16 protein-coding genes are annotated in these 21,215 nt (G+C 64.6%); 10 read left to right on the top strand and 6 right to left on the bottom strand.

The genetic code is table 11. From position 1 onward, the window contains the following. Nucleotides 1-176: 176 nt before the first annotated feature. Nucleotides 177-1,103: a response regulator gene (locus tag I6F28_RS23275; protein ID WP_081494488.1), complete on the bottom strand. Its 927-nt coding sequence runs from the start codon at nt 1,101-1,103 to the stop codon at nt 177-179. Beyond that, nucleotides 1,087-4,458 carry a hybrid sensor histidine kinase/response regulator gene (locus I6F28_RS23270; protein ID WP_225141262.1) on the bottom strand — a complete coding sequence of 1,124 codons (3,372 nt, stop codon included), beginning with the start codon at nt 4,456-4,458 and terminating at the stop codon, nt 1,087-1,089. Before I6F28_RS23270 ends, I6F28_RS23275 begins: the two co-directional genes overlap by 17 nt. Before the next feature lie 169 nt (nt 4,459-4,627). Between I6F28_RS23270 and urtA the strand changes: the two genes are divergently transcribed. The 8 genes from urtA to I6F28_RS23230 all read left to right on the top strand — a co-directional run bounded on the left by urtA (nt 4,628) and on the right by I6F28_RS23230 (nt 12,462). Then, nucleotides 4,628-5,887 (top strand): urea ABC transporter substrate-binding protein, encoded by a 1,260-nt coding sequence (gene urtA / locus I6F28_RS23265; protein WP_036002134.1) that lies wholly within the window; start codon nt 4,628-4,630, stop codon nt 5,885-5,887. Nucleotides 5,888-6,030: 143 nt separating this feature from the next. Next, on the top strand, nt 6,031-6,957 hold the full coding sequence (gene urtB, locus I6F28_RS23260; protein ID WP_225141260.1) for an urea ABC transporter permease subunit UrtB: 927 nt from the start codon (nt 6,031-6,033) through the stop codon (nt 6,955-6,957). 17 nt (nt 6,958-6,974) lie between these two features. Next, complete coding sequence (urtC, locus tag I6F28_RS23255) at nt 6,975-8,117, top strand: urea ABC transporter permease subunit UrtC (protein ID WP_057025952.1); 1,143 nt, start codon at nt 6,975-6,977, stop codon at nt 8,115-8,117. Between the two features lie 10 nt (nt 8,118-8,127). Continuing rightward, on the top strand, nt 8,128-8,883 hold the full coding sequence (urtD, locus tag I6F28_RS23250) for an urea ABC transporter ATP-binding protein UrtD (RefSeq protein WP_057025953.1): 756 nt from the start codon (nt 8,128-8,130) through the stop codon (nt 8,881-8,883). Between the two features lie 68 nt (nt 8,884-8,951). Continuing rightward, nucleotides 8,952-9,641 carry an urea ABC transporter ATP-binding subunit UrtE gene (urtE, locus tag I6F28_RS23245; RefSeq protein ID WP_036002119.1) on the top strand — a complete coding sequence of 230 codons (690 nt, stop codon included), beginning with the start codon at nt 8,952-8,954 and terminating at the stop codon, nt 9,639-9,641. Nucleotides 9,642-9,668: 27 nt separating this feature from the next. Next, the gene (fmdA, locus tag I6F28_RS23240) at nt 9,669-10,898 is read left to right on the top strand and encodes a formamidase (RefSeq protein ID WP_028133835.1); all 1,230 of its coding nucleotides are present in this window, start codon (nt 9,669-9,671) and stop codon (nt 10,896-10,898) included. A gap of 111 nt (nt 10,899-11,009) precedes the next feature. Further along, on the top strand, nt 11,010-11,387 hold the full coding sequence (locus I6F28_RS23235) for an FmdB family zinc ribbon protein (RefSeq protein ID WP_109142111.1): 378 nt from the start codon (nt 11,010-11,012) through the stop codon (nt 11,385-11,387). Between the two features lie 34 nt (nt 11,388-11,421). Beyond that, nucleotides 11,422-12,462 (top strand): aliphatic amidase, encoded by a 1,041-nt coding sequence (locus tag I6F28_RS23230; protein WP_225141248.1) that lies wholly within the window; start codon nt 11,422-11,424, stop codon nt 12,460-12,462. A 190-nt stretch (nt 12,463-12,652) separates the two neighbouring features. On the opposite strand, the gene I6F28_RS23225 is transcribed toward I6F28_RS23230, so the two are convergent. The 4 genes from I6F28_RS23225 to I6F28_RS23210 form a co-directional block, all read right to left on the bottom strand. Further along, nucleotides 12,653-13,474, bottom strand: a complete 822-nt coding sequence (locus tag I6F28_RS23225; RefSeq protein ID WP_036002108.1) for an MlaD family protein — start codon at nt 13,472-13,474, stop codon at nt 12,653-12,655. 156 nt (nt 13,475-13,630) lie between these two features. Continuing rightward, on the bottom strand, nt 13,631-15,847 hold the full coding sequence (locus I6F28_RS23220; protein WP_225141246.1) for an acetate--CoA ligase family protein: 2,217 nt from the start codon (nt 15,845-15,847) through the stop codon (nt 13,631-13,633). 134 nt (nt 15,848-15,981) lie between these two features. Then, a complete protein-coding gene (locus I6F28_RS23215) occupies nt 15,982-16,551 on the bottom strand; it encodes a class GN sortase (RefSeq protein WP_225141244.1) in 570 nt (189 codons plus the stop codon). Between the two features lie 180 nt (nt 16,552-16,731). After that, a complete protein-coding gene (locus I6F28_RS23210) occupies nt 16,732-18,996 on the bottom strand; it encodes a marine proteobacterial sortase target protein (protein ID WP_225141242.1) in 2,265 nt (754 codons plus the stop codon). A gap of 192 nt (nt 18,997-19,188) precedes the next feature. Here I6F28_RS23210 and I6F28_RS23205 point away from each other — a divergent pair, with 192 nt between their 5' ends. Next, on the top strand, nt 19,189-19,953 hold the full coding sequence (locus tag I6F28_RS23205) for a helix-turn-helix domain-containing protein (RefSeq protein WP_249782034.1): 765 nt from the start codon (nt 19,189-19,191) through the stop codon (nt 19,951-19,953). A gap of 118 nt (nt 19,954-20,071) precedes the next feature. Beyond that, nucleotides 20,072-21,208, top strand: a complete 1,137-nt coding sequence (locus I6F28_RS23200) for an acyl-CoA dehydrogenase family protein (protein ID WP_225141311.1) — start codon at nt 20,072-20,074, stop codon at nt 21,206-21,208. Nucleotides 21,209-21,215 lie beyond the last annotated feature (7 nt).

Below are 21,215 nucleotides of genomic sequence, written 5' to 3'. Positions count from 1 at the left end.
GCGAGCCCGGGACCCATACTCCCAGGCGGTGGTTATAGAGCGAGCTGGTCACTCCGAGCCTTCGCCAAACTACTCCCTGGGGTTATGGGTCCCGGATCGGCGCTCCGCTTCGCTGCGCTTGTCCGGGACGACACCATTTGCTCGGTTGGCAGCGCCTCAACTCATCTACACCACGCTCAAGAATTCCGCCGCGTCGCATTCGCGGCGATCGCGGCCGCGGCGGTCCGGTTCTCGACGCCGAGCTTGGCGTAGATCTGCTCCAGGTGCTTGTCGACGGTGCGCGGGCTGAGGCCCAGAATTTGCGCGATGTCGCGGTTGGTCTTGCCCTTGCTGAGCCAGGCCAGCACCTCGCCTTCGCGCGTGGTGAGGCCGAGCTCGCTGGTGAATTCGGGCGGCAGCGCGGTGCCGGCTTCCTTGGACAGCCGCAGCAGGAATTCGTTCGGCGCGGTCTCGCCCATGTAATAGAAGCGGAGCTGCGGACTATCGGGCAGCGACGCGGCCTGGGATTTCGAGCCGCTCTTGGCCTTCGCCTGCTCGAGCCATTGCAGCAGCGTCGGCGGCAGCACGAAGTCGTCGGTCTGCGCGCCGTGATGATCGGATAGCAGCTTCTGCGCCTGCGGCGTCGCCCACAGCACGCTGCCCTGGCGATTGACCGCGAACAGGAAACGGCCGGAGACGTCGAGCGCGGCGCGCGCGCTCTGGGTCAGCCGGGCATTGCCGAGATGGACCCGGATGCGCGCCAGCATCTCCTCGATCACGATCGGCTTGGTCACGTAGTCGACGCCGCCGGCTTCCAATCCACGCACGATGTGCTCGGTTTCGGCCAGACCCGTCATGAAGATCACCGGGACATTGGCGAGACCCGCGTCGCGCTTGAGCCGGCGGCAGGTCTCGAAGCCGTCGATGCCGGGCATCACGGCATCGAGCAGGATGATGTCGGGCGTGATCTGGTCGATGATTCGCATCGCCGCGGCGCCGTCGAGCGCCACCATCACCGTCATGCCGGCGCCGTCGAGCGCGTCGGTGAGCAGCCGGAGCGTCTCCGGGGAATCGTCGACGACGAGCGCGACGTCGCGCTTCTTCGATTCAATGCTCATAAGCATGCAACGTCTTCAATGTGTCCATGTACTGGTCGAGATCGAAGCGATCGACCAGCGACCGCATCTGCGCGACGAAGTCGGCATGCTCGGGGTGCTCGCTGCCGATCTCGTCCAGCTTCAGCTGGATGCCCTTGACGTAGCCGATCTGGCCGAGCCCGATCAGCGCCTCGATGTGCCGCAGCGGCGGCTTCGATCCGGTCTCCGGATGCCAGAACGGCACCGCGACCTCATGCGAGCCGTATTGCCATTCGATCTTGAGAAGCTGGCGAATCGTCGCCAGCAGCCGCGGGATGTCGATCGGCTTCATCAGGTAGCCGTCGTGGAAGGGCTGCGCCAGCGGCGTGCCATGAGCCTCGAGCGCGCTTGCCGACACCATCAGGATGCGGGCCTGATGATGGCCGCTGGCGCGCAAGGCCTCGGCGACCGCCCAGCCGTCCATGGCAGGCATCGAGATGTCGAGCAGGAACAGATCGGGCCGGCAATGCTGCGCCAATGCGAGGCAGCCGGCGCCGTCGGGTGCGCTGAGCAGGATGAAGCCGAGCGGCGTCAGCACCTCGCGCAGGAGGTCGCGATGCACGGGATCGTCGTCGGTGACGAGGATGGTCTTGCGCGGGCCGTGATAGCCTGAGACCGGCGCCTCCACCGGCGCGATCCGCTGGGGATTGGCGACCTCCGAGAGCAGGATCTTGACCCTGAAGGTCGAGCCGGTGCCGACCGTGCTCGTGACCTTGATGTCCCCGCCCATCACGCCGGCGAGCAGGCGGCTGATGGTGAGCCCGAGGCCGGTGCCGGTCTGCGGCTGCGACGCGCCGAGCGCACCCCGCTCGAATGGTGCGAAGATACGTTCGAGGTCGCCGCCCTGGATACCCGGGCCGGTGTCGATCACCTCGAACTCGGCGACCGGGCTGCGGTAGTGCACCACGAACTGCACGCTGCCGGACTGGGTGAACTTGATGGCGTTCGAGAGCAGGTTGATCAGCACCTGACGCAGCCGCTTCTCGTCGGCATAGACCACCCGCGGTAGCGTCGGCGGCCGCCTGAACACGAAGTCGATGCCCTTGGCGGCGGCCTGGAGGCGGAACATGCCGACGAGCTGGTCGAGGAACTCGCTCAAGCGCACCTCGTCGCGCGACAGATACAGCCGCCCCGCCTCGATCTTGGAGATGTCCAGGATGCCGTCGATCAGGCCGGAGAGATGGTCGGCGCTGCGGCGGACGACGCGGACCTGGTCGCGGGGCTTGGCGCCGAGCGTCGTATCCTGCTCGAGCAGTTGCGCATAGCCGCTGATCGCATTGAGCGGCGAGCGCAGCTCGTGGCTCAGGCCGACCACATAACGGCTCTTGGCGAGGTTGGCGGATTCGGCGACCTCCTTGGCACGCTGGAGCTCGGCGTCAGTGCGCTTGTGCGCGTCGATCTCCTGGATCAGCAGCGCGGTCTGCCGCCGCGTCTCGGCCTCGGCGGCGCGGCGGCTCTGCTGCGCCAGCACGAACAGCCACGCCACCACGCCGATGATGATGCTGAGGGAGAAGAACACTTTCCACAGCACGTCGGACACGAGCTCGTTGTCGCCGTGCACATTCGCCGACGTCTGTAGATAGATGAGTCCCAGCACCAGGGCGATCAGCCCGGCGGAGACCACGAACACGCCGATATAATGGCCGACTTGCGAGTTGATCCGGGCGTAGATCGGCTGCGGCATCAGCCGGCCCAGCGTTTCCGACACCTGCGCCTGGAATCTCGCATGCGGCTTGCAGAGATCGTGGCAGCGCGCGTCCAGCGAACAGCACAGCGAGCAGATCGGGCCGGCGTAAGCGGGGCAGGAGGCCATGTCCTCCGGCTCGAACGAGTGCTCGCAGATGCAGCACTGGATCGCCTCGATGTTCTGCCAGCTCCGCTTCGGCTTGCGCGCGATGTAGTATTTGCCGCCTGTGGCCCAGGCGATCAACGGCGCCGTGAGGAAGGCCGCCGCGAGCGCGATGAAGGCCGACAGCGCCTTCGCGGTCGGCCCGAACAGGCCGTAGAAGGCGCTGATCGAGACGATGGTCGCGATCGTCATCGCTCCCACGCCGACCGGATTGACGTCGTAGAGATGCGCGCGCTTGAACTCGATCTGCTGCGGCCGCAGTCCGAGCGGCTTGTTGATGACGAGGTCGGCGACCAGCGCGCCGACCCAGGCGATCGCGACGTTCGAATAGAGCGCCAGCGTCTGCTCCAGGGCCTTGTAGACGCCGATCTCCATCAGCAGCAGGGCCACGACGACGTTGAAGACCAGCCAGACCACGCGCCCGGGATGGCTGTGGGTCAAGCGCGAGAAGAAATTCGACCAGGCGATCGAGCCGGCATAGGCGTTGGTGACGTTGATCTTGACCTGCGACAGGATCACGAAGGTGCCGGTCAAGGCCAAAGCGAGGTCGGGCTGCGACAGCACATAGCGGAACGCTTCGAGATACATGTGCGCCGGCTCGGCGGCTTCTTCGGGCGGCACGCCGTGGCTGAGTGCGAAGAAGGCGAGGAACGAGCCCGCCAGCAGCTTCAGCGCGCCCAGCACGATCCAGCCCGGCCCCGCGCTCATCAGCGCCATCCACCAGGAGGCCCTGGAGGCGCGGCGGTCGCGCGGCAGGAACCGCAGGAAGTCGACCTGCTCGCCGATCTGCGCCACCAGCGAGAACACGACCGAGGCCGCAACGCCGAACAGCAGGAGATCGAAATGCCCGTTGAGGTCGCCGTGCTCGCCGGAGAACTTGTGCCACTCCGCAAAGGAGCGCGGGTTGTGCCAGGCGATCGCGGCAAACGGAATGATGTGAAGGATCACCCACAGCGGCTGCGTCCACAATTGGAAGCGGCTGATCAGCGTGATGCCGTAGGCCACCAGCGGGATGATGACGACGGCGCTGATGAGATAGCCCACCGGCCGCGGAATCCCGAAGCACATCTCGAGTGCTGAGGCGAGGATCACGGCCTCGATCGCGAAGAAGATGAAGGTGAAGGAGGCGTAGATCAGCGAGGTGACGGTCGAGCCGATGTAACCGAAGCCGGCCCCCCGCGTCAGCAGGTCGATGTCGATGCCGCATTTGGCGGCATAATACGCAATAGGCACCCCGCAGCCGAAGATGATGATGGAAACCACGACGATGGCGGCAGTCGCGTTGGTGACGCCATAGTTCAGCGTGATGGTCCCGCCGATCGCCTCCATCGCCAGGAACGAGATCGCGCCCAGTGCCGTGTTAGCGACGCGGGCGGCGGACCAGCGCCGCGCGCTCTTGGCGGTGAAGCGCAGGGCGTAATCTTCCAGCGTCTGGTTGGCGACCCATTGATTGTACTGGCGCCTGACGCGGTCTATTCGCTGCCGCCCTGCCACTTAACCCCACTCCCGATACGGACCCGGACCCCTCGCAAATTCCGTACCAGAAGCCTACGTCGGCATTTTGCGGTGCAGTATACGCGATCTTGCGTATGCGTGGGCTGCATAAATTCGAGCCATCCTCACGGGCACCAATCGCGTGTTCTCGAACAAAAGTGGGGTGCTCATGTCAGACGAAGCAAACAAGGGCCTGTTGTCGCCGCTGCGGCGCAAATTATTGATGGGAATGGCCGCGGTCCCGGCCATCACCATGCTGCCGCGCGGGTCATTTGCGCAGGCGCCGGCGACCTCGGCGGTCAACACCACGGGTCTGGCCGTCACCGACACCGAGGTCACGGTCGGCATCCTGCATTCGGCGACCGGCACCATGGCGATCTCCGAGACCGGCTCGATCCAGGCCGAAAAGCTTGCGATCGAGCAGATCAACGCGGCCGGCGGCGTGCTCGGCCGCAAGATCAAGTTCATCCAGGAGGACGGCGCATCGGACTGGCCGACCTTCGCCGAGAAGGCGAAGAAGCTCCTCGTCAACGACAAGGTCGCGGCGATCATGGGCTGCTGGACCTCGGCCTCGCGCAAGGCGGTGCTGCCGGTCGTCGAGCAATATAACGGCATGCTCTACTACCCGACCTTCTACGAAGGCCTCGAGCAGTCCAAGAACGTCATCTATACCGGCCAGGAAGCGACCCAGCAGATTCTCGCCGGCCTGAACTGGATCGCCAAGGAGAAGGGCGCCAAGTCCTTCTTCTTCATCGGCTCGGATTACATCTGGCCGCGCACCTCCAACAAGATCGCGCGCAAGCACGTCGAGAACGTGCTCAAGGGCAAAGTGGTCGGCGAGGAATATTATGCGCTCGGCTCGACGCAGTTCAATTCGGTCATCAACAAGATCAAGCTGACCAAGCCGGACGTGATCTTCACCGACGTCGTCGGCGGCTCCAACGTCGCCTTCTACAAGCAGCTCAAGGCGGCCGGCATCGATCTCTCCAAGCAGGCACTGCTGACGATCTCGGTGACCGAGGACGAGATCGACGGTATCGGCGGTGAGAACATCGCGGGCGCCTATGCCTGCATGAAGTACTTCCAGTCGCTCGACAATGCGAACAACAAGGCTTTCGTCTCGGCGTTCAAGAAGATGTGGGGCGAGAAGACCGTGATCGGAGACGTCACCCAGGCTGCCTATCTCGGCCCGTGGCTGTGGAAGCTGACGGTCGAAAAGGCCGGCTCTTTCGACGTCGACAAGATCGCCACGGCTTCTACGGGTGTCGAGTTCAAGGGCGCGCCGGAAGGCTATGTGCGCATCCACGAGAACCATCACCTCTGGTCGAAGACCCGGGTGGGGCGCGCCAAGCTCGATGGCCAGTTCGAGCTGATCTACGAGACCGCCGATCTCGTCGAGCCGGATCCGTTCCCGAAGGGTTACCAGTAAGAAGCGTTACCGGTAAGTCGCGGCGCCCGTCGCACCCCCTCAAGGCAAAACCGCTCCCTGGCGTGGATCGCAAGTCCATGCCTCAAGCCCCCGCGTCGCGAACCTGCTCGCGACGCGGGACCCTTTCCCGACGGAGGACATGGATGTTCGGCGACTATTCGATTGGCGACCTCGGCTCGATCTTCGTCATGCAGGGGTTTGCCGGACTGATCCTGTTCTCCGTCTATGTCCTGATGGCGCTCGGCCTTGCGATCATCTTCGGCCAGATGGGCGTCATCAACATGGCCCATGGCGAGTTCATGATCCTCGGCGCCTACGTCACCTGGATGACCTCCAATCTCTTCCAGGCTAATTTGCCGAGCCTGTTCAGCGGCTACTTCTTCCTCGCGATGATCCTGGCCTTCTTCGCCTCCGGCGCCTTGGGGATGCTGGTGGAATGGGTGCTGATCCGGCACCTCTACAAGCGCCCGCTCGACACGTTGCTCGCCACCTGGGGCCTCAGCCTGATGCTGCAGCAGGCATATCGCTCGGTGTTTGGCGCGCGCGAGGTCGGCGTCGAGCTGCCGCAATGGATGCTGGGCTCGCTCCGCGTCACCGACAGCATCGAGGTGCCGATCAACGGCGTCTTCGTGATGTGCCTCACCGTGCTGATCACCATTGCGGTCGCCTACGTTCTCTACATGTCGCGCTGGGGCCGTCAGGTCCGCGCGGTCGTGCAGAACCGCATCATGGCCGGCGCGGTTGGCATCAACACCGAGAAGGTCGACCGCTACACCTTCGGCCTCGGCTGCGGCATCGCCGGTGTCGCCGGCAGCGCCTTCACCATGATCGGCTCGACCGGGCCGACGTCGGGCCAGCTCTACATCGTCGACACTTTCCTCGTCGTCGTGTTCGGCGGCGCCGCCAGCCTGCTCGGCACCATCGCCTCGGCCTTCTCGATCTCGCAGACGCAATCGACGCTCGAGTTCTTCATGTCGGGCTCGATGGCCAAGGTGCTCACACTGCTCGCCGTCGTCGGCATCCTGATGCTGCGGCCGCAGGGTCTGTTCGCCCTCAAGGTCCGCAAATAACGAGAAGCAGGCAAGTCATGATCATCAACTCACGCTTCTTCAATCGATCCGAACTGATGGGCTTCATTGCGCTCGCCGCCGTGCTGTTCGTGATCCTGCCGCTGACGCTGGATGTCTTCCGCCTCAATCTGGTCGCGAAATATCTGACCTATGCCTTCGTCGCGATCGGCCTCGTGCTGTGCTGGGGCTACGGCGGCATCTTGAGCCTGGGGCAGGGCGTGTTCTTCGGACTCGGCGGCTATTGCATGGCGATGTTCCTCAAGCTCGAGGCCTCCAGCGTCGAGAACACCAAGATCCAGTCGACGCCCGGCATCCCCGATTTCATGGACTGGAATCAGATCACGGCGCTGCCGTTCTTCTGGCAGCCGTTCCACAGCCTCACCTTCACCATCCTCGCCATCATCCTGGTGCCCGGCCTGTTCGCTCTGATCATCGGCACCGCGATGTTCAAGCGCCGCGTCGGCGGCACCTATTTCGCGATCATCACCCAGGCCGTCGCCGCCATCCTGACCATCCTCATCGTCGGCCAGCAGGGCTATACCGGCGGCATCAACGGCATGACCGATCTGCGCACGCTGAAGGGTTGGGACATCCGGCCCGATCACGCCAAGATCATCCTGTACTTCGTCGAGGTGGTGCTGCTGTTCGCCTGCATCGGCATCGCGCAGTTCATCCGCCTGACCAAGCTCGGCCGCATCCTGGTGGCGATGCGCGAGCAGGAGGACCGCGTCCGCTTCTCCGGCTACAGCGTCGCCAATTTCAAGATCTTTGCCTTCTGCATGGCCGCGGTCTTCGCCGCGATCGGCGGCGCCATGTTCGCGCTCAACGTCGGCTTCATGTCGCCGTCCTTCGTCGGCATCGTGCCGTCGATCGAGATGGTGATCTACACCGCGGTCGGCGGGCGGATGTCGATCTTCGGCGCGGTCTGGGGCGCGATCCTGGTGAATTTCGCCAAGACCAGCCTGTCGGAATCCTTCCCGCAACTCTGGTTGTTCGGCCTCGGCGCGCTGTTCATCGCCGTCGTGCTCGCTTTCCCGAACGGCTTGTCCGGGCTCTGGGCCGATTACGTGCAGCCGCGCATCGACCGGCTGTTCGCCTCGCGCAAGCCGAAGTCTGGCTGGACCGACAATTCCGTCGCCGACGGCGCGCCGGCAGAGTGAGGAGGCGATCATGCTCATCGGTCACCAGCCCAAGGACTTCCTGCTCGCGGTCTCCGGCCTCACCGTCTCGTTCGACGGGTTCAAGGCGGTCAACGATCTCTCCTTCTATGTCGAGGAGAACGAGATCCGCGTCATCATCGGCCCCAACGGCGCCGGCAAGACCACGGTGCTCGATCTGATCTGCGGCAAGACCAAGGCGACCTCGGGCTCGATCCAGTTTCGTGGCAAGGAGCTCACGAAGATGAAGGAGAACGAGATCGTGCAGACCGGCGTCGGGCGCAAGTTCCAGACGCCGTCGGTGTTCGAGGATCTCACCGTATTCGAGAACCTCGAGATCTCGTTTCCGCGCGGCCGCACCGTGTTCGGCTCGCTGACCTTCCAGCGCGACCAGCTGGTGAAGGAGCGGGTCGAGGAGGTCGCAGAGATGATCTTCCTCAAGGACAAGCTCAACACCTATGCCGACGAGCTCAGCCACGGCCAGAAGCAGTGGCTCGAGATCGGCATGCTGCTGATCCAGGATCCCGACCTCTTGATGCTCGACGAGCCCGTCGCCGGCATGAGCGTGTCCGAGCGCGCCAAGACCGCCGAGCTGCTCAACCGCATCATCAAGAACCGTTCGGTGCTGGTGATCGAGCACGACATGAAGTTCGTCGAGGACATCGCGCACAAGGTCACCGTGCTGCACCAGGGCCAGATCCTCTCGGAAGGGACGATGGAGAAGGTGAAGAACGATCCCAAGGTCATCGAAGTGTACCTCGGTCACTAGCGCATGATCCCGGAAAGTGGCGTCCGGTTTCCGGACAAGATCATGCGCAAGAAGCAAGGAGCACGCTGATGCTGGCTATTTCTGATCTCCACGTCGCCTACGGCCAGAGCGAGGTGCTACACGGGCTCAACGTCAAGGTGGCGGCGAACGAGATCGTTGCGATCATGGGCCGCAACGGCATGGGCAAGACCACGCTGATGAAGTCGCTGATGGGCATCCTGCCGGCCAAGAGCGGCTCGGTGAACATGGATGGCGCCGAGCTCGGCAACCTCAAGAGCTTTGAGCGCGTCGCCAAGGGTCTCGCCTACGTGCCGCAGGGCCGCATGATCTTCTCCACCATGACGGTGAAGGAGAACATCGAGACCGGGCTCGTCGTCTCCGGCGGCTCCGAGGTGCCTGACGACATCTACGAACTGTTCCCGGTGCTGCTGGAGATGAAGGGCCGCCGTGGCGGCAATCTCTCCGGCGGGCAACAGCAACAATTGGCGATCGCGCGCGCGCTCGCCACCAAGCCGAAGGTGCTGCTGCTGGACGAGCCGACCGAAGGCATCCAGCCCTCGATCATCAAGGAGATGGCGCGCACGTTGAAGCGCATCCGCGACGAGAAGGGGCTGTCGATCGTCGTGTCCGAGCAGGTCCTCAGTTTCGCGCTCGACATCGCCGATCGCGTGCTGGTGATCGAGAACGGCGAGATCGTGCGCGATGATCCGCGCGATGCCGTCGATGCCGCGCAGGTCTCGAAATATCTGTCCGTCTAACCAACCGTGTAAAAGGGGAGCATCTCGATGCCAGAGACACTGATCAAGGTCGATCTCACCAAGTCGGCCTATGAAAACGACATGGTGCACAACCGCTGGCACCCCGACATCCCGATCGTGGCCTGGGTCAATCCCGGCGACGATTTCATCATCGAGACCTATGACTGGACCGGCGGCTTCATCAAGAACAACGATTCCGCCGACGACGTGCGCGACATCGACCTGTCGATCGTGCACTTCCTCTCCGGCCCGATCGGCGTCAAGGGCGCCGAGCCCGGCGACCTTCTCGTCGTCGACCTGCTCGACGTCGGTCCGCTCAAGGAGAGCCTGTGGGGCTTCAACGGCTTCTTCTCCAAGCAGAACGGCGGCGGCTTCCTCACCGACCATTTCCCGCTGGCGCAGAAGTCGATCTGGGACATCAAAGGTCTCTACACCTCCTCGCGTCACGTGCCCGGCGTCAACTTTGCCGGTCTGATCCATCCCGGCCTGATCGGCTGTCTGCCCGATCCGAAGATGCTGGACACCTGGAATAAGCGCGAGGCCGAGCTGATCTCGACCAACCCGACCCGCGTGCCCGGCCTTGCCAATCCGCCGTTCGCGCCGACCGCCCATGGCGGCCGCGCCAAGGGCGATGTGAAAGCCAAGATCGGCGCCGAGGGTGCGCGCACCGTGCCGCCGCGCGAGCATGGCGGCAATTGCGACATCAAGGATCTCTCGCGCGGCTCGAAGATCTACTTCCCGGTCTACGTCCCCGGCGCGGGCCTTTCGATGGGCGACCTGCACTTCAGCCAGGGCGACGGCGAGATCACCTTCTGCGGTGCGATCGAGATGGCCGGCTGGCTCCACCTGAAGGTGGAAGTGATCAAAGACGGCATGTCGAAGTACGGCATCAAGAATCCGATCTTCAAGCCGTCGCCGATCACGCCGAACTACAAGGACTATCTGATCTTCGAGGGCATCTCGGTGGACGAGGCCGGCAAGCAGCACTATCTCGACGTCCACATCGCCTATCGTCAGGCCTGCCTCAACGCCATCGAATATCTCAAGAAGTTCGGCTATTCCGGCGCCCAGGCCTATTCGATCCTCGGCACCGCGCCGTGCCAGGGCCACATCTCCGGCGTCGTCGACGTGCCCAACGCCTGCGCCACGCTATGGCTGCCGACCGAGATCTTCGACTTCGACGTGATGCCGTCGGCGGCCGGACCCATCAAGCACATCACCGGCGACATTCAGATGCCGATCTCGCCGGACAAGTGACGCCGCGCTCCCTCTCCCCGTTCTCACGGGGAGAGGGTTCGGGGTGAGGTGCTGTCTCCACACGCACGGTGGCAGCGAGTTGTGTGAACAGGCAAGAGCGTAGGTGATGCGATGCCGGTCTACGAATATCTCTGTGACGACTGCGGTCCCTTCAAGGACCTGCGCCCGATGGCGGAATGCGACGATCCGCAGAGCTGCCCACACTGCGAGACGATGGCGCCCCGCGTCATCCTGACGGCGCCGAACTTCTTCTGCATGCCGGCGGAGAAGCGCAAGGCGCACGCCGTCAACGAGCGCAGCACGCACGCACCGCAGACGCTGGCGCAATATAAGGCCTCGCACGGCCCGGGCTGCGGCTGCTGCTCCTCGGGCAAGACCGTGAAGGACAAGAGCGCGGCGGATAGGACAAAGCCGGCGCGGCTGATGACCAAGAGCAGGAGCGGCGCCAAGGGCTTTCCGACCGCACGCCCCTGGATGATCAGCCACTAACCCACGCCAGCATCAGACAACAGGAGCGCTCCACATGCTTCACGGTGACATCTCCAGCAGCAACGACACGGTCGGCGTCGCGGTGGTCAATTACAAGATGCCCCGCCTGCACACCAAGGCCGAGGTGCTCGACAACGCTCGCAAGATCGCCGACATGATCGTCGGCATGAAGGTCGGGCTGCCCGGTATGGATCTCGTGATCTTCCCGGAATATTCCACGCAAGGCATCATGTACGATGCCAAGGAGATGTACGAGACGGCGTCAATGGTGCCGGGCGAGGAGACCGCGATCTTCGCCGAGGCCTGCCGCAAGGCCAAAGTGTGGGGCGTGTTCTCGCTCACCGGCGAACGCCACGAGGAGCATCCGCAAAAGGCGCCCTACAACACCCTGATCCTGATGAACGACAAGGGCGAGATCGTGCAGAAGTATCGCAAGATCATGCCTTGGGTACCGATCGAAGGCTGGTACCCCGGCAATTGCACCTATGTCTCCGAGGGGCCCAAGGGTCTGAAGGTCAGCCTGATCATCTGCGATGACGGCAATTATCCGGAGATCTGGCGCGACTGCGCGATGAAGGGCGCGGAGCTGATCGTGCGCTGCCAGGGCTACATGTATCCGGCCAAGGAGCAGCAGGTCATGATCTCCAAGGCGATGGCCTGGGCCAACAACGTCTATGTCGCGGTCGCCAATGCCGCCGGCTTCGACGGCGTCTATTCCTATTTCGGCCACTCCGCGATCATCGGTTTCGACGGCCGCACGCTCGGCGAATGCGGCGAGGAGGATTACGGCATCCAGTACGCGCAGCTGTCGAAGCATCTGATCCGCGACGCGCGCCGCAACGGCCAGTCGCAGAACCATCTCTACAAGCTGGTTCACCGCGGCTACACCGGCATGATCAATTCCGGCGACAGCCCGCGCGGCGTCGCCGCGTGCCCGTATGATTTCTACAAGAACTGGATCAGGGATCCCGAAGGCACGCGCGACATGGTCGAGGCAATGACCCGCTCGACGCCCGGCACCGATGAGTGTCCGATCGATGGCATTCCGAACGGGGCGGCGGCCGGCAATTACTGAGCCGTCGCCGATTCCGCCTTACCCTCCCTGGAGGGGGAGGGTTGATCGCGCGTAGCGCGAGCGGGGTGGGGTGATCCCTCCTCTCGGGCGCTGTTGGATGGGGAGAGACCGTCACCCCACCCCGTCTCACATTTCGCTACGCTCCATGTGAGCCGACCCTCCCCCTCCAGTGGAGGGTAAGAAAGAGGCGTTACCGCTTCTGCTCGGTGGGCCTGCGCGGGGGCCGCGGCGGCGCCGGCGTGCCGCTCATCTTGTTGGCGGCCTCGCTGACGTCGAGCAGCGAGCGGCGAATGTCGTCGAGATAGGCCGCCGACTTCTTCTTCATGGTGCCGGCAAGCTCGTGCAGCCCCTGGATCTTCTCGAACAGCTCGTCGGCCTTGCCATCGACGAAGCCCGGCACCGCGCCCTCGATCTTGGCGACCGCCTTGTCGAAGCCCGCAAAGGCGCTATCGACCTTGGCCATGACCGAATCGATCTCGGCGCCCTTGCTCCTGAGGTCGGCGGTATAGGTCTCGAACGTGTGCAGGCCCTCCTTGATTGCGGGGGCGTTGTTCACGATGGTGCGGTCGACGCTGTGCAGAGTTTCGACGATGGTTTCGGCGTCGCTGAGATCGGCCGTCAGCACCGGGATGCCGTCCGCGTCCAGCGGCACCGGCGGTGCAGAGGGGGCGCCGCCGATGAGTGAGATCGCGGCAATGCCGGTGAGGCCCTGGAACTCGATTCCGGCCACGGTGTCCTTGCGGATCGGCGCGGTGTTGTCGAGCATGACGAGTGCCACGATCCTGCGCGGACTATCCAGCTTGATCGACAGGATCTGGCCGGCGGGCACGCCGTCGAAATTGACCGGCCCGCCGCGGCGCAGCCCGCTGGCGGAGCCGCCCTCGAACACCACGCGCAACTGGCTGCGGCTCTGGATGGTGCGCCATTTCTGCGCGCCGAGCAGGCCGCCGAACGCCACGGCGATCGCCGCCAGCGTTGCCGTTCCGATCACAAGATTGCTCGCGCGTGCCATGCAGGGGCGATTTTACGGCCAAAGCGGGGAAGTTGGAAGAAGGTCACGATGGTACGTAGGGCGGGTTAGCGAAGCGTAACCCGCCAACGCCTCGCGCGTGGATGCACCGAATTGGTGGATTACGCTGCGCTAATCCACCCTACGGACCTACGCACCTCAATGCCCGGCCGCCCGCTTTGCCGCAGCATTGTTCAGCACGATCAGGGCGTCGACGGCCACACCCGTCCTGGTGTTGATCAGGAACGGGTTGATGTCGATCGAGGCGATGCGATCGCCCGCATCCGCGATCAGGTTGGACAGCCCGACCAGCGCCTTCACCGCCGAGGCCTCGTGCAAGACCGGCCTGCCGCGATAGCCGCGCATCTTGACGCCGGCCTTGGTGCGGCCGATCAGGAGCCGTGCCTCGCTCTCATCCAGCGGCGCGCCGGCGAGCGCGACGTCCTTCATCAGCTCGATATCGATGCCGCCGGTGCCGAACAGCACGACCGGCCCCATCTCTGCATCGAGCGAGGCGCCGACGACGAGCTCGAGCTCGGCCTTGACTTGCTGTGCGATCAGGATGCCGTCGAGCTTCGGCTTGCCCTTGAGCTTCGCCACGCGCGCGGTGATGTCGGCGAACGCCTTCTTCACCTCGGCTGCGCTGTTGAGGTTCAGCACCACGCCGCCGATGTCGGACTTGTGCAGGATCTCCGCACTGACGAGTTTTGCCACGACCGGAAAACCGATCTGCTTGGCAATCTTGATGGCGTCCGCCGCGGTCTGTGCGATCGCCTCCTTCGAGATCGGGATGCCGTAGGCCTTGAGCAGCTTCTTCGAGGCGACCTCGTCGAGCGCAGCACCGGTCGCCGATTTCAACGTCTTCTCCAGCACGGCGCGGGCGGCGGGTTTCGAGCTCGAGACGATATCGGGCACCTCCTTGCGCAGCTTCGCATAGGCGAGCAGCGACTTGATCGCGGTCACCGCGCGGTCCATGCCCTGCATGACCGCGAGATGCGGCAGCGACTTCCGCAAGCCCTTGGTGTATTCGGTGAAGCCGATCGACATCGCGCTGATGTAGATCACCGGCTTGCCCGCCTGGCTCGCCATCTCGTTGACGATGCGCAAATTGCGCTCGCGCAGCTCATGCGGCGCCTTCGGCAGCTCGGCATCGACGATGACGATGTCGATATCGGGGTCGTCGATCATCAGCTTGATCGATTTCATGTAGACGGAGGGATCGACCACTGCGGCAAAGCCAGCATCGAGCGGATTGCCGACGATCGAGCCGGGGCCGAGCATCTTCGCCAGCTCCGCGCTGACATGCGGGCTCAGCGGCGCGAAGTTCAGGCCTGCGGCATAGAAGGCGTCGATCAGCATGCCGCGCTTGCCGCCGGACAGCGTCACAGCGGCGAGCCGGTCGCCTTTCGGAACGGCCGCGTGCACGAAGCACTCGGTGGTCTCGATCAGCTCGTCGAGGCCGCCGACCCGGATCACCCCTTCGCGCGTCGCGATCGCGTCGAACGTCTCGATCGAGCCGGCGAGTGCGCCGGTATGGGCCATCGCCGCGGCGCGGCCGCCTTCGGAGGCGCCGAGCTTGAGCGCGATCACGGGCTTGCTCGCCGCGCGTGCCGCCTTGCAGGCATCGCGGAACGCCTTGGTGTTGCGCACGCCTTCGAGGTAGACGACGATCACCTTGATGCTCGGATCCTCGGCGAAGTAGCGCATCAGATCCGGCGTCTCGAGCCCGGCCTCGTTGCCCGTGGTCACCATGTAGCCGACGCCGACACCCCGGTCTTCCAGCGTCTGGCGGATCGCCATGACGATCGCGCCGGATTGGCCGGCGATCGCCACCGCGCCCTGTTCCATGGTGACGATGCGATCGTCGATATTGGTGAAGAGCTTTTCGCCGGCGCTCAAATTGCCGAGGCAGTTCGGGCCCGTGACCGCGAGCCCCGTCTCGCGCACCGCAGCCTGCAATTCGGCAGCGAGCTTCTGGCTTTCGTCATCCTGCAGCTCGCTGAAGCCGGAGGTGACGATAGTGGCCGAACGCGCGCCGGCTGCGGCGGCATCGCGGATCACCTGTACGGCAAAGCGCGCAGGCACCAGCACCAGGACGTGATCGGGCTTCTCCGGAAGACTCGCAAAATCCTTGTAGCAGGGAACGCCCCAGACGGTGTCGCGCTTGGCGTTGACCGGATAGAGCCCGCCTTCGAAACCATATTTGATCAGATTGTTCCAGATGCGCTCGGCATAATTGCCGGGCTTGTCGGTCGCGCCCACCAGCACGATGTTGTGCGGGTGCAGCATGGCATGGATGCCCTTGACGATGTCGCTGACATCTGGCGGCGGAGACCATGGACGTGATGCGGGCGCAGCAGACACACGGGCTTCCATGGCGTGACCTCACCTGTTGTTCTTATTGGTGTCGCGTCACTCTGTTCTATGGCGAGTCCTTTGGCAACTGTGTGGCTGGTATGCCGTGTGGTGGAATGAAGCGCGCACCGGTGCGTGTCAGTCCGATCGGCGATCTAGCCGTCGGCGCCAATCAATGTCGCATGCACGATGTAGCGCTCGGGGCCGGATGTGACGGCATCGAATGGCCAGCAGGTCGCGAGAACAAGCTCGAAACCCTGTGCCATGGGATCGATGCCGGATGCATCGAAGCGAACCACGGCCGAGGAATCCGCGCGATAGCGAAAGTGTCGACCGTCACTGCGCGTGACGTCGATGACGTCGCCAATGGCAACATCCTTCAGGAAGCGGAAATGAGTGTCGCGATGGGCGGCATAGACGGCAATCCCGCGTTCGCCCGCATCAGCCGTGTGCTCGATATGACCGGGCCCGAAAGCGAGCGCCTGTCCGCTCGTGCCTTCCAGCACGATGGCGCTGGCACCGATCCGCTTCACCTCGATCCGCGCGACCGGCCAGGTGTCGGCCCAGGACCAGGGCTTTACCGCCTGTCCCGTGGCAATGCTCCGGTCGAAGGCGCGCTCCAGCAGCACCTGCGCCAGCCACGCCTTGGCATGGATATAGGCGCCGTCGCCGAACAGGAAGAGGCCGACAAGCGCGAGGACCAGCGGAGAGATGAAGCGGGGCATTGTGTTTCGTCTCCCGTCATTGCGAGCGAAGCGAAGCAATCCAGACTGTCTCCGCGGCGGCAGTCTGGATTGCTTCGTCGCTTCGCTCCTCGCAATGACAGTGAAAAAAGGCGCGCGCGGCCGTTTGGAGGGGACGGGCAGCCGCGCGCGCTAACAGAGGAGTTCGGGGGAGCTCCTCTCTCAAGCGGCGTCGGTGAGCAAGGTCCGACGCCGGTTGAACACGAACAGGATCAGGGCGAGCACGATCAGGATGAAGCCCGCGATCATCTTCAGCTCGGCCGAGGTCGCGGTCTTGGGCAGGCGGATCGCATCGGGCGCAGCAGGCATAGGCCGTCGCGTTGCCGGCTGATTGCGCGCATCGGCATGGCGCTCGTGCAGCTGTGTCGGCGTCAGATGCGGCCGCTCGCCGAACACCTTCTCGAAATCCCAGCCCGCGGGCAGGTTGATCGGCAGCTCGCTGAGCTTGAGCGGTTCGCCTTCGGGACGGCTTGGCGTCTTGTCGACCGCGACGAGGCTGGTCAGCCGCGTGACGATCTGATGGTCGAGCGCCAGCGCCAGGATCGCCTTGTCAGCTTCCTCCGGCGTCATCTCGCGCAGGGTGCGCGCGACCTCCGCATCGGCGATCTTCCGCCTGGCCCAGAGCTTCGACAGGCCCTTGCCTTCGGCCGCGTTTTGCAGCGGCAGCGTCACCGACCATGGGCGGTCGCCGACGCGGCCCTTGATCTCGAGCGAGCCTGCGAGCTTGTCGAGCCTCGCCGCCAGCACCAGGGGCTCGTCGCGATAGACGTCGGGAATGATCGCCGGGGTGACGTCGGCATTGGCTTCGGAAAACCTTGCGGTGAGGCCGGTCACGGCCGGATTCTCCAGCTTGGCGAACAGGCCGCGCATGCGCTCCTCCACTTGCTCGGTGGAGCCGATATGGGTGAAGGCGCCGCGGCCGAGCTCGGCGGCGCGGGTCATCAGATAGGTGTTGGGCGCGGACCCGATGCCGACCATGAAGATGCGCGAGCGGCCGCGCATCGTCGTGATCGCATCGAACAATTGCTGCTCGTTGCCGATCGCGCCGTCGGTAAGGAACACGACCTGGCGGACCATGCCGGTGTCGCCGAGCCTGTCGGTCAGCGCCGCGCGAATCGCCGGCACCATCTCGGTGCCGCCGCGCGCCTGCAAGGCGCCGACGAAGGAGGTCGCCTCGCCGACATGCGCAGCATCGGCCGGCACGGAGGCCGGAAACAGCATGTCCATGGTGTCATCGAAGCGGATCACGTTGAAGCGGTCATTCGGCTGCAGGCGGCCGAGAGCGTAGAGCAGGCTCGCCTTGGCCTGCACGATGGAGGTGCCGCCCATCGAGCCGGAATTGTCGATCACGAACACGACCTCGCGCGGCGGCGGCTTCTGCGTCGCCTGCTCGGCGGCCGGCGGGGTGACGAAGGCGAGCAAATAATCGGCATCGCCGATGTGCTCGCGGAACAGTCCGACCGATGGCGCTGTCTCGGCAGCCGGCTTCCAGGTCAGCTCGAAATCGCGGTCGGCGGGGACAGTGCCGTCGGCGAGCGTCACCACGCGCGTCATGTTGTCCGGGCTTTCCGTCTTGACGTTGTGATGGTGGCTCTTGACCTCGCCGAGCGCAAAGCCGGCCTGCAGGCGCACAATGATGCTGGTCGGATTGAGCGGCGGATGTTTGGCGGGATCCAGCACAGGGGGCGAGATGCGCTCGCGATCCGGCGCCGGGTCCGACGTCGCCGCGCCCCAGCCCGAGCCATCCTTGCGGAAGTCGACGCTCTGGATGATCGGCGCGGGATTGTAGCGCGGCCCGACCACGAGCGGCAGGCGCAACGAATATTCGTTGCCGACTTGACGCACCGGCTCCTGGTACTCGATCTGCACCAGCACAGTTTCGCCGGGACCGATATTGGCGACCGAGTTGGTGAAGATGTTCGGCCGCTCCTGCTCGGTGAGCGCGGCCTTCTGGCCGGCGCGGCGCGCCTCCTCGTAGATCACGCGCGCTTGCTGCCGTTCCTTGATGTCGCCGATGATGACGCGGTCGCCGACCACCATCTTCAGTGTGTCGACGGCGCCGCCGGCCGCGAGCGGATAGACGTAGGTGGCCTCGACCCAATCCTTGGTCGGGTTGCGGAATGCTTGCGTGACGCGGGCGCGCAAGGTCGGGCCCGACACGGTGATGTCGATATCGGTCCCGAGGCGAATCGCCTCCGTGGTAGTGCCGTCCTCTTTCAGTAGCAGGCTGCCCGACCGTGCTTCGCCGGGCTGGAGCAGGCTGGCCTGTTCGGTCGTCGCCGACCAGCTCGCCCCGAAACTCACCAGCAGGGCCAGGAAGGCGACCAGCATCACGGCGATGCCCTGCGCCAGAAGGAACAGTCCGACCTTGATGAGGCGGCTCAACAGCGGGTGGTCGTCGCTATCGGCCGTGTCGTAGGCGTTCATTTGGCTTGCTCCGAAGCATGTTTGCTGGTCCTCAGCATCCGCCGGCGGGGCGGGATTTCGCGAGCAGAATGATCGGCAATGTTCCGCCGCGGCCGGCCCAGGCTCGCTTGAGCCGGGGCGGTCATGTGCGGTTTTGTGCTGGTTTGTCCGCCCTGCTAGAGTGACCGGCCTGGAGCGGGGCTGACGGTGAAGATGCAGGACAAACTCACGGACAATCAGCTTTCGGACGAGCAGAGCCGCGAGATCGCCGAGACCATTCGCGAGGAGCTCGCCCGGCGCCGGATGTCCCGGCAGGCGCTGGCCGAGCAAGCCAAGCTCAGCCTGTCGACGCTGGAGAAGGTGCTCGGCGGCCGGCGGCCGTTCACGCTGGCGACGACCGTCCGGCTGGAGCAGGCGCTCGGCGTCTCCTTGCGCAAGAGCGTCATCGTGGCGACGCCGCCGGCCGCAAACGACGTCGCGCCCGACAGCCTCGGCTCTTATGCCCACCGCGCAGTGACCTGGCTCGAGGACGTCTACATCACCCTGCGGCCGTCGTTCGGCGACAAGGACGCGATCTTCGCCTATCGCACCGAGATCGCCTGGGAGCCGAAGCTCTCGTCGCTGGTCTTTCGCGAGGGTGAGCGGACCGATGCCGCCTACGAGCATACCGGCGAGGTCGCCGTCCCACATCAGTCCGGCTTCATCTACCTCGTCATCATCAAGCACGGCCAGCACCGCGTGATCACGGTGTCGCGGCCGACGGTATCAGGCGAGATGTACGGCATCATCTCGACGCTGCGCGCCGGGCCCGGCTCGCAGCTCACGCCGATCGCCGCGCCGATCGCCTATGTGCCGCTCAGGAATATCCCAAAACCTTCCTTGGGCCGGGTTGCGCCCGAGGATCCCAACCACGCCTTGTATCGAAAGCACTTGCGCCGCACGGTGGAAGAGCCGTTTGCGCTGTTTCTGACGCTGTGACCCCAGGACAAGACGTCCACGCTCGAAGCGTCCGCGCCAATCAGCCACTCCGCGCAAGTGAGCGGCCGAGGTTCGAGCCATGGTGGCTGAGACGAAACCGGTCGAGGCAAGTCTCGCGATGAAGAGCCCGTTCTATACCGCCGAGCACGACGCGTTCCGCGACGTGATGCGGCGCTTCGTCGAGAAGGAGATCACGCCCTTCGCCCATGACTGGGACGAAGCCGGCGAATTCCCGCGCGCGCTCTATCGCAAGGCGGCTGGAATCGGCCTGCTGGGACTTGGATTTCCGGAAGAATATGGCGGCATCGCCGCCGACCAGTTCATGAAGATCGTGGCGAGCCAGGAGCTTGCGCGCGCCGGGGCGGGCGGCGTCAGCGCCAGCCTGATGAGCCATACGATCGGCTCTCCCCCGATCGCGCGGGCCGCACGCGCCGAGGTGAAGGCGCGCGTGCTGCCGCAGGTGCTGGCAGGCGAGAAGATCTCCGCACTGGCGATCACCGAGCCGGGCGGCGGCTCCGACGTTGCCAACCTGAGCACGCGCGCGCGGCGCGACGGCGATCACTACGTCGTCAGCGGGGAGAAGACTTTCATCACCTCAGGGATGCGTGCCGACTACCTGACGGTTGCGGTGCGGACCGGCGGCGAGGGCGCCGGCGGCGTCAGCCTGCTCCTGATCGACGGCGATACGCCCGGACTGTCGCGCACCAAGCTGAAGAAGATGGGCTGGTGGGCCTCCGATACCGCGACGCTGTATTTCGATGCATGCCGCGTGCCCGCCGCGAACCTGATCGGCGAGGAGGGCCAAGGCTTCAAGATCATCATGCAGAACTTCAACAGCGAGCGCATGGGCATGGCCGCGAGCTGCACCGCCTTTGCGCGGGTCTGCCTTGACGAGGCCATCGCCTACGCAAAGGAGCGCAAGACCTTCGGCAAGCCGCTCGCGCAGCACCAGGTCATCCGCCACAAGATCGTCGACATGGCGCAGAAGGTGGCGGCATCGCAAGCGATGCTGGAGATGCTGGCCTGGCGGCTCGAGCAGGGCGAGAGCCCGGTCGCCGAAATCTGCATGATGAAGAACCAGGCGACGCAGACCATGGCTTTTTGCGCCTCGGAGGCCGTGCAGATCTTCGGCGGCGCCGGCTTCATGCGCGGCATCAAGGCCGAGCGCATCTACCGCGAGGTCAAGGTCAACGCCATCGGCGGCGGCACCGAGGAGATCATGAAGGATCTGGCCTCGCGGCAGATGGGGTTGTGACTACGGC

Origin of the sequence: Bradyrhizobium sp. NBAIM14 (genome assembly GCF_020193895.1) — a bacterium.
GTDB classification, from domain to species: Bacteria; Pseudomonadota; Alphaproteobacteria; order Rhizobiales; family Xanthobacteraceae; genus Bradyrhizobium; species Bradyrhizobium yuanmingense.
The sequence above is the reverse complement of the archived record's forward strand: the minus strand, read 5'-3'. Positions and strand labels throughout refer to the sequence as shown.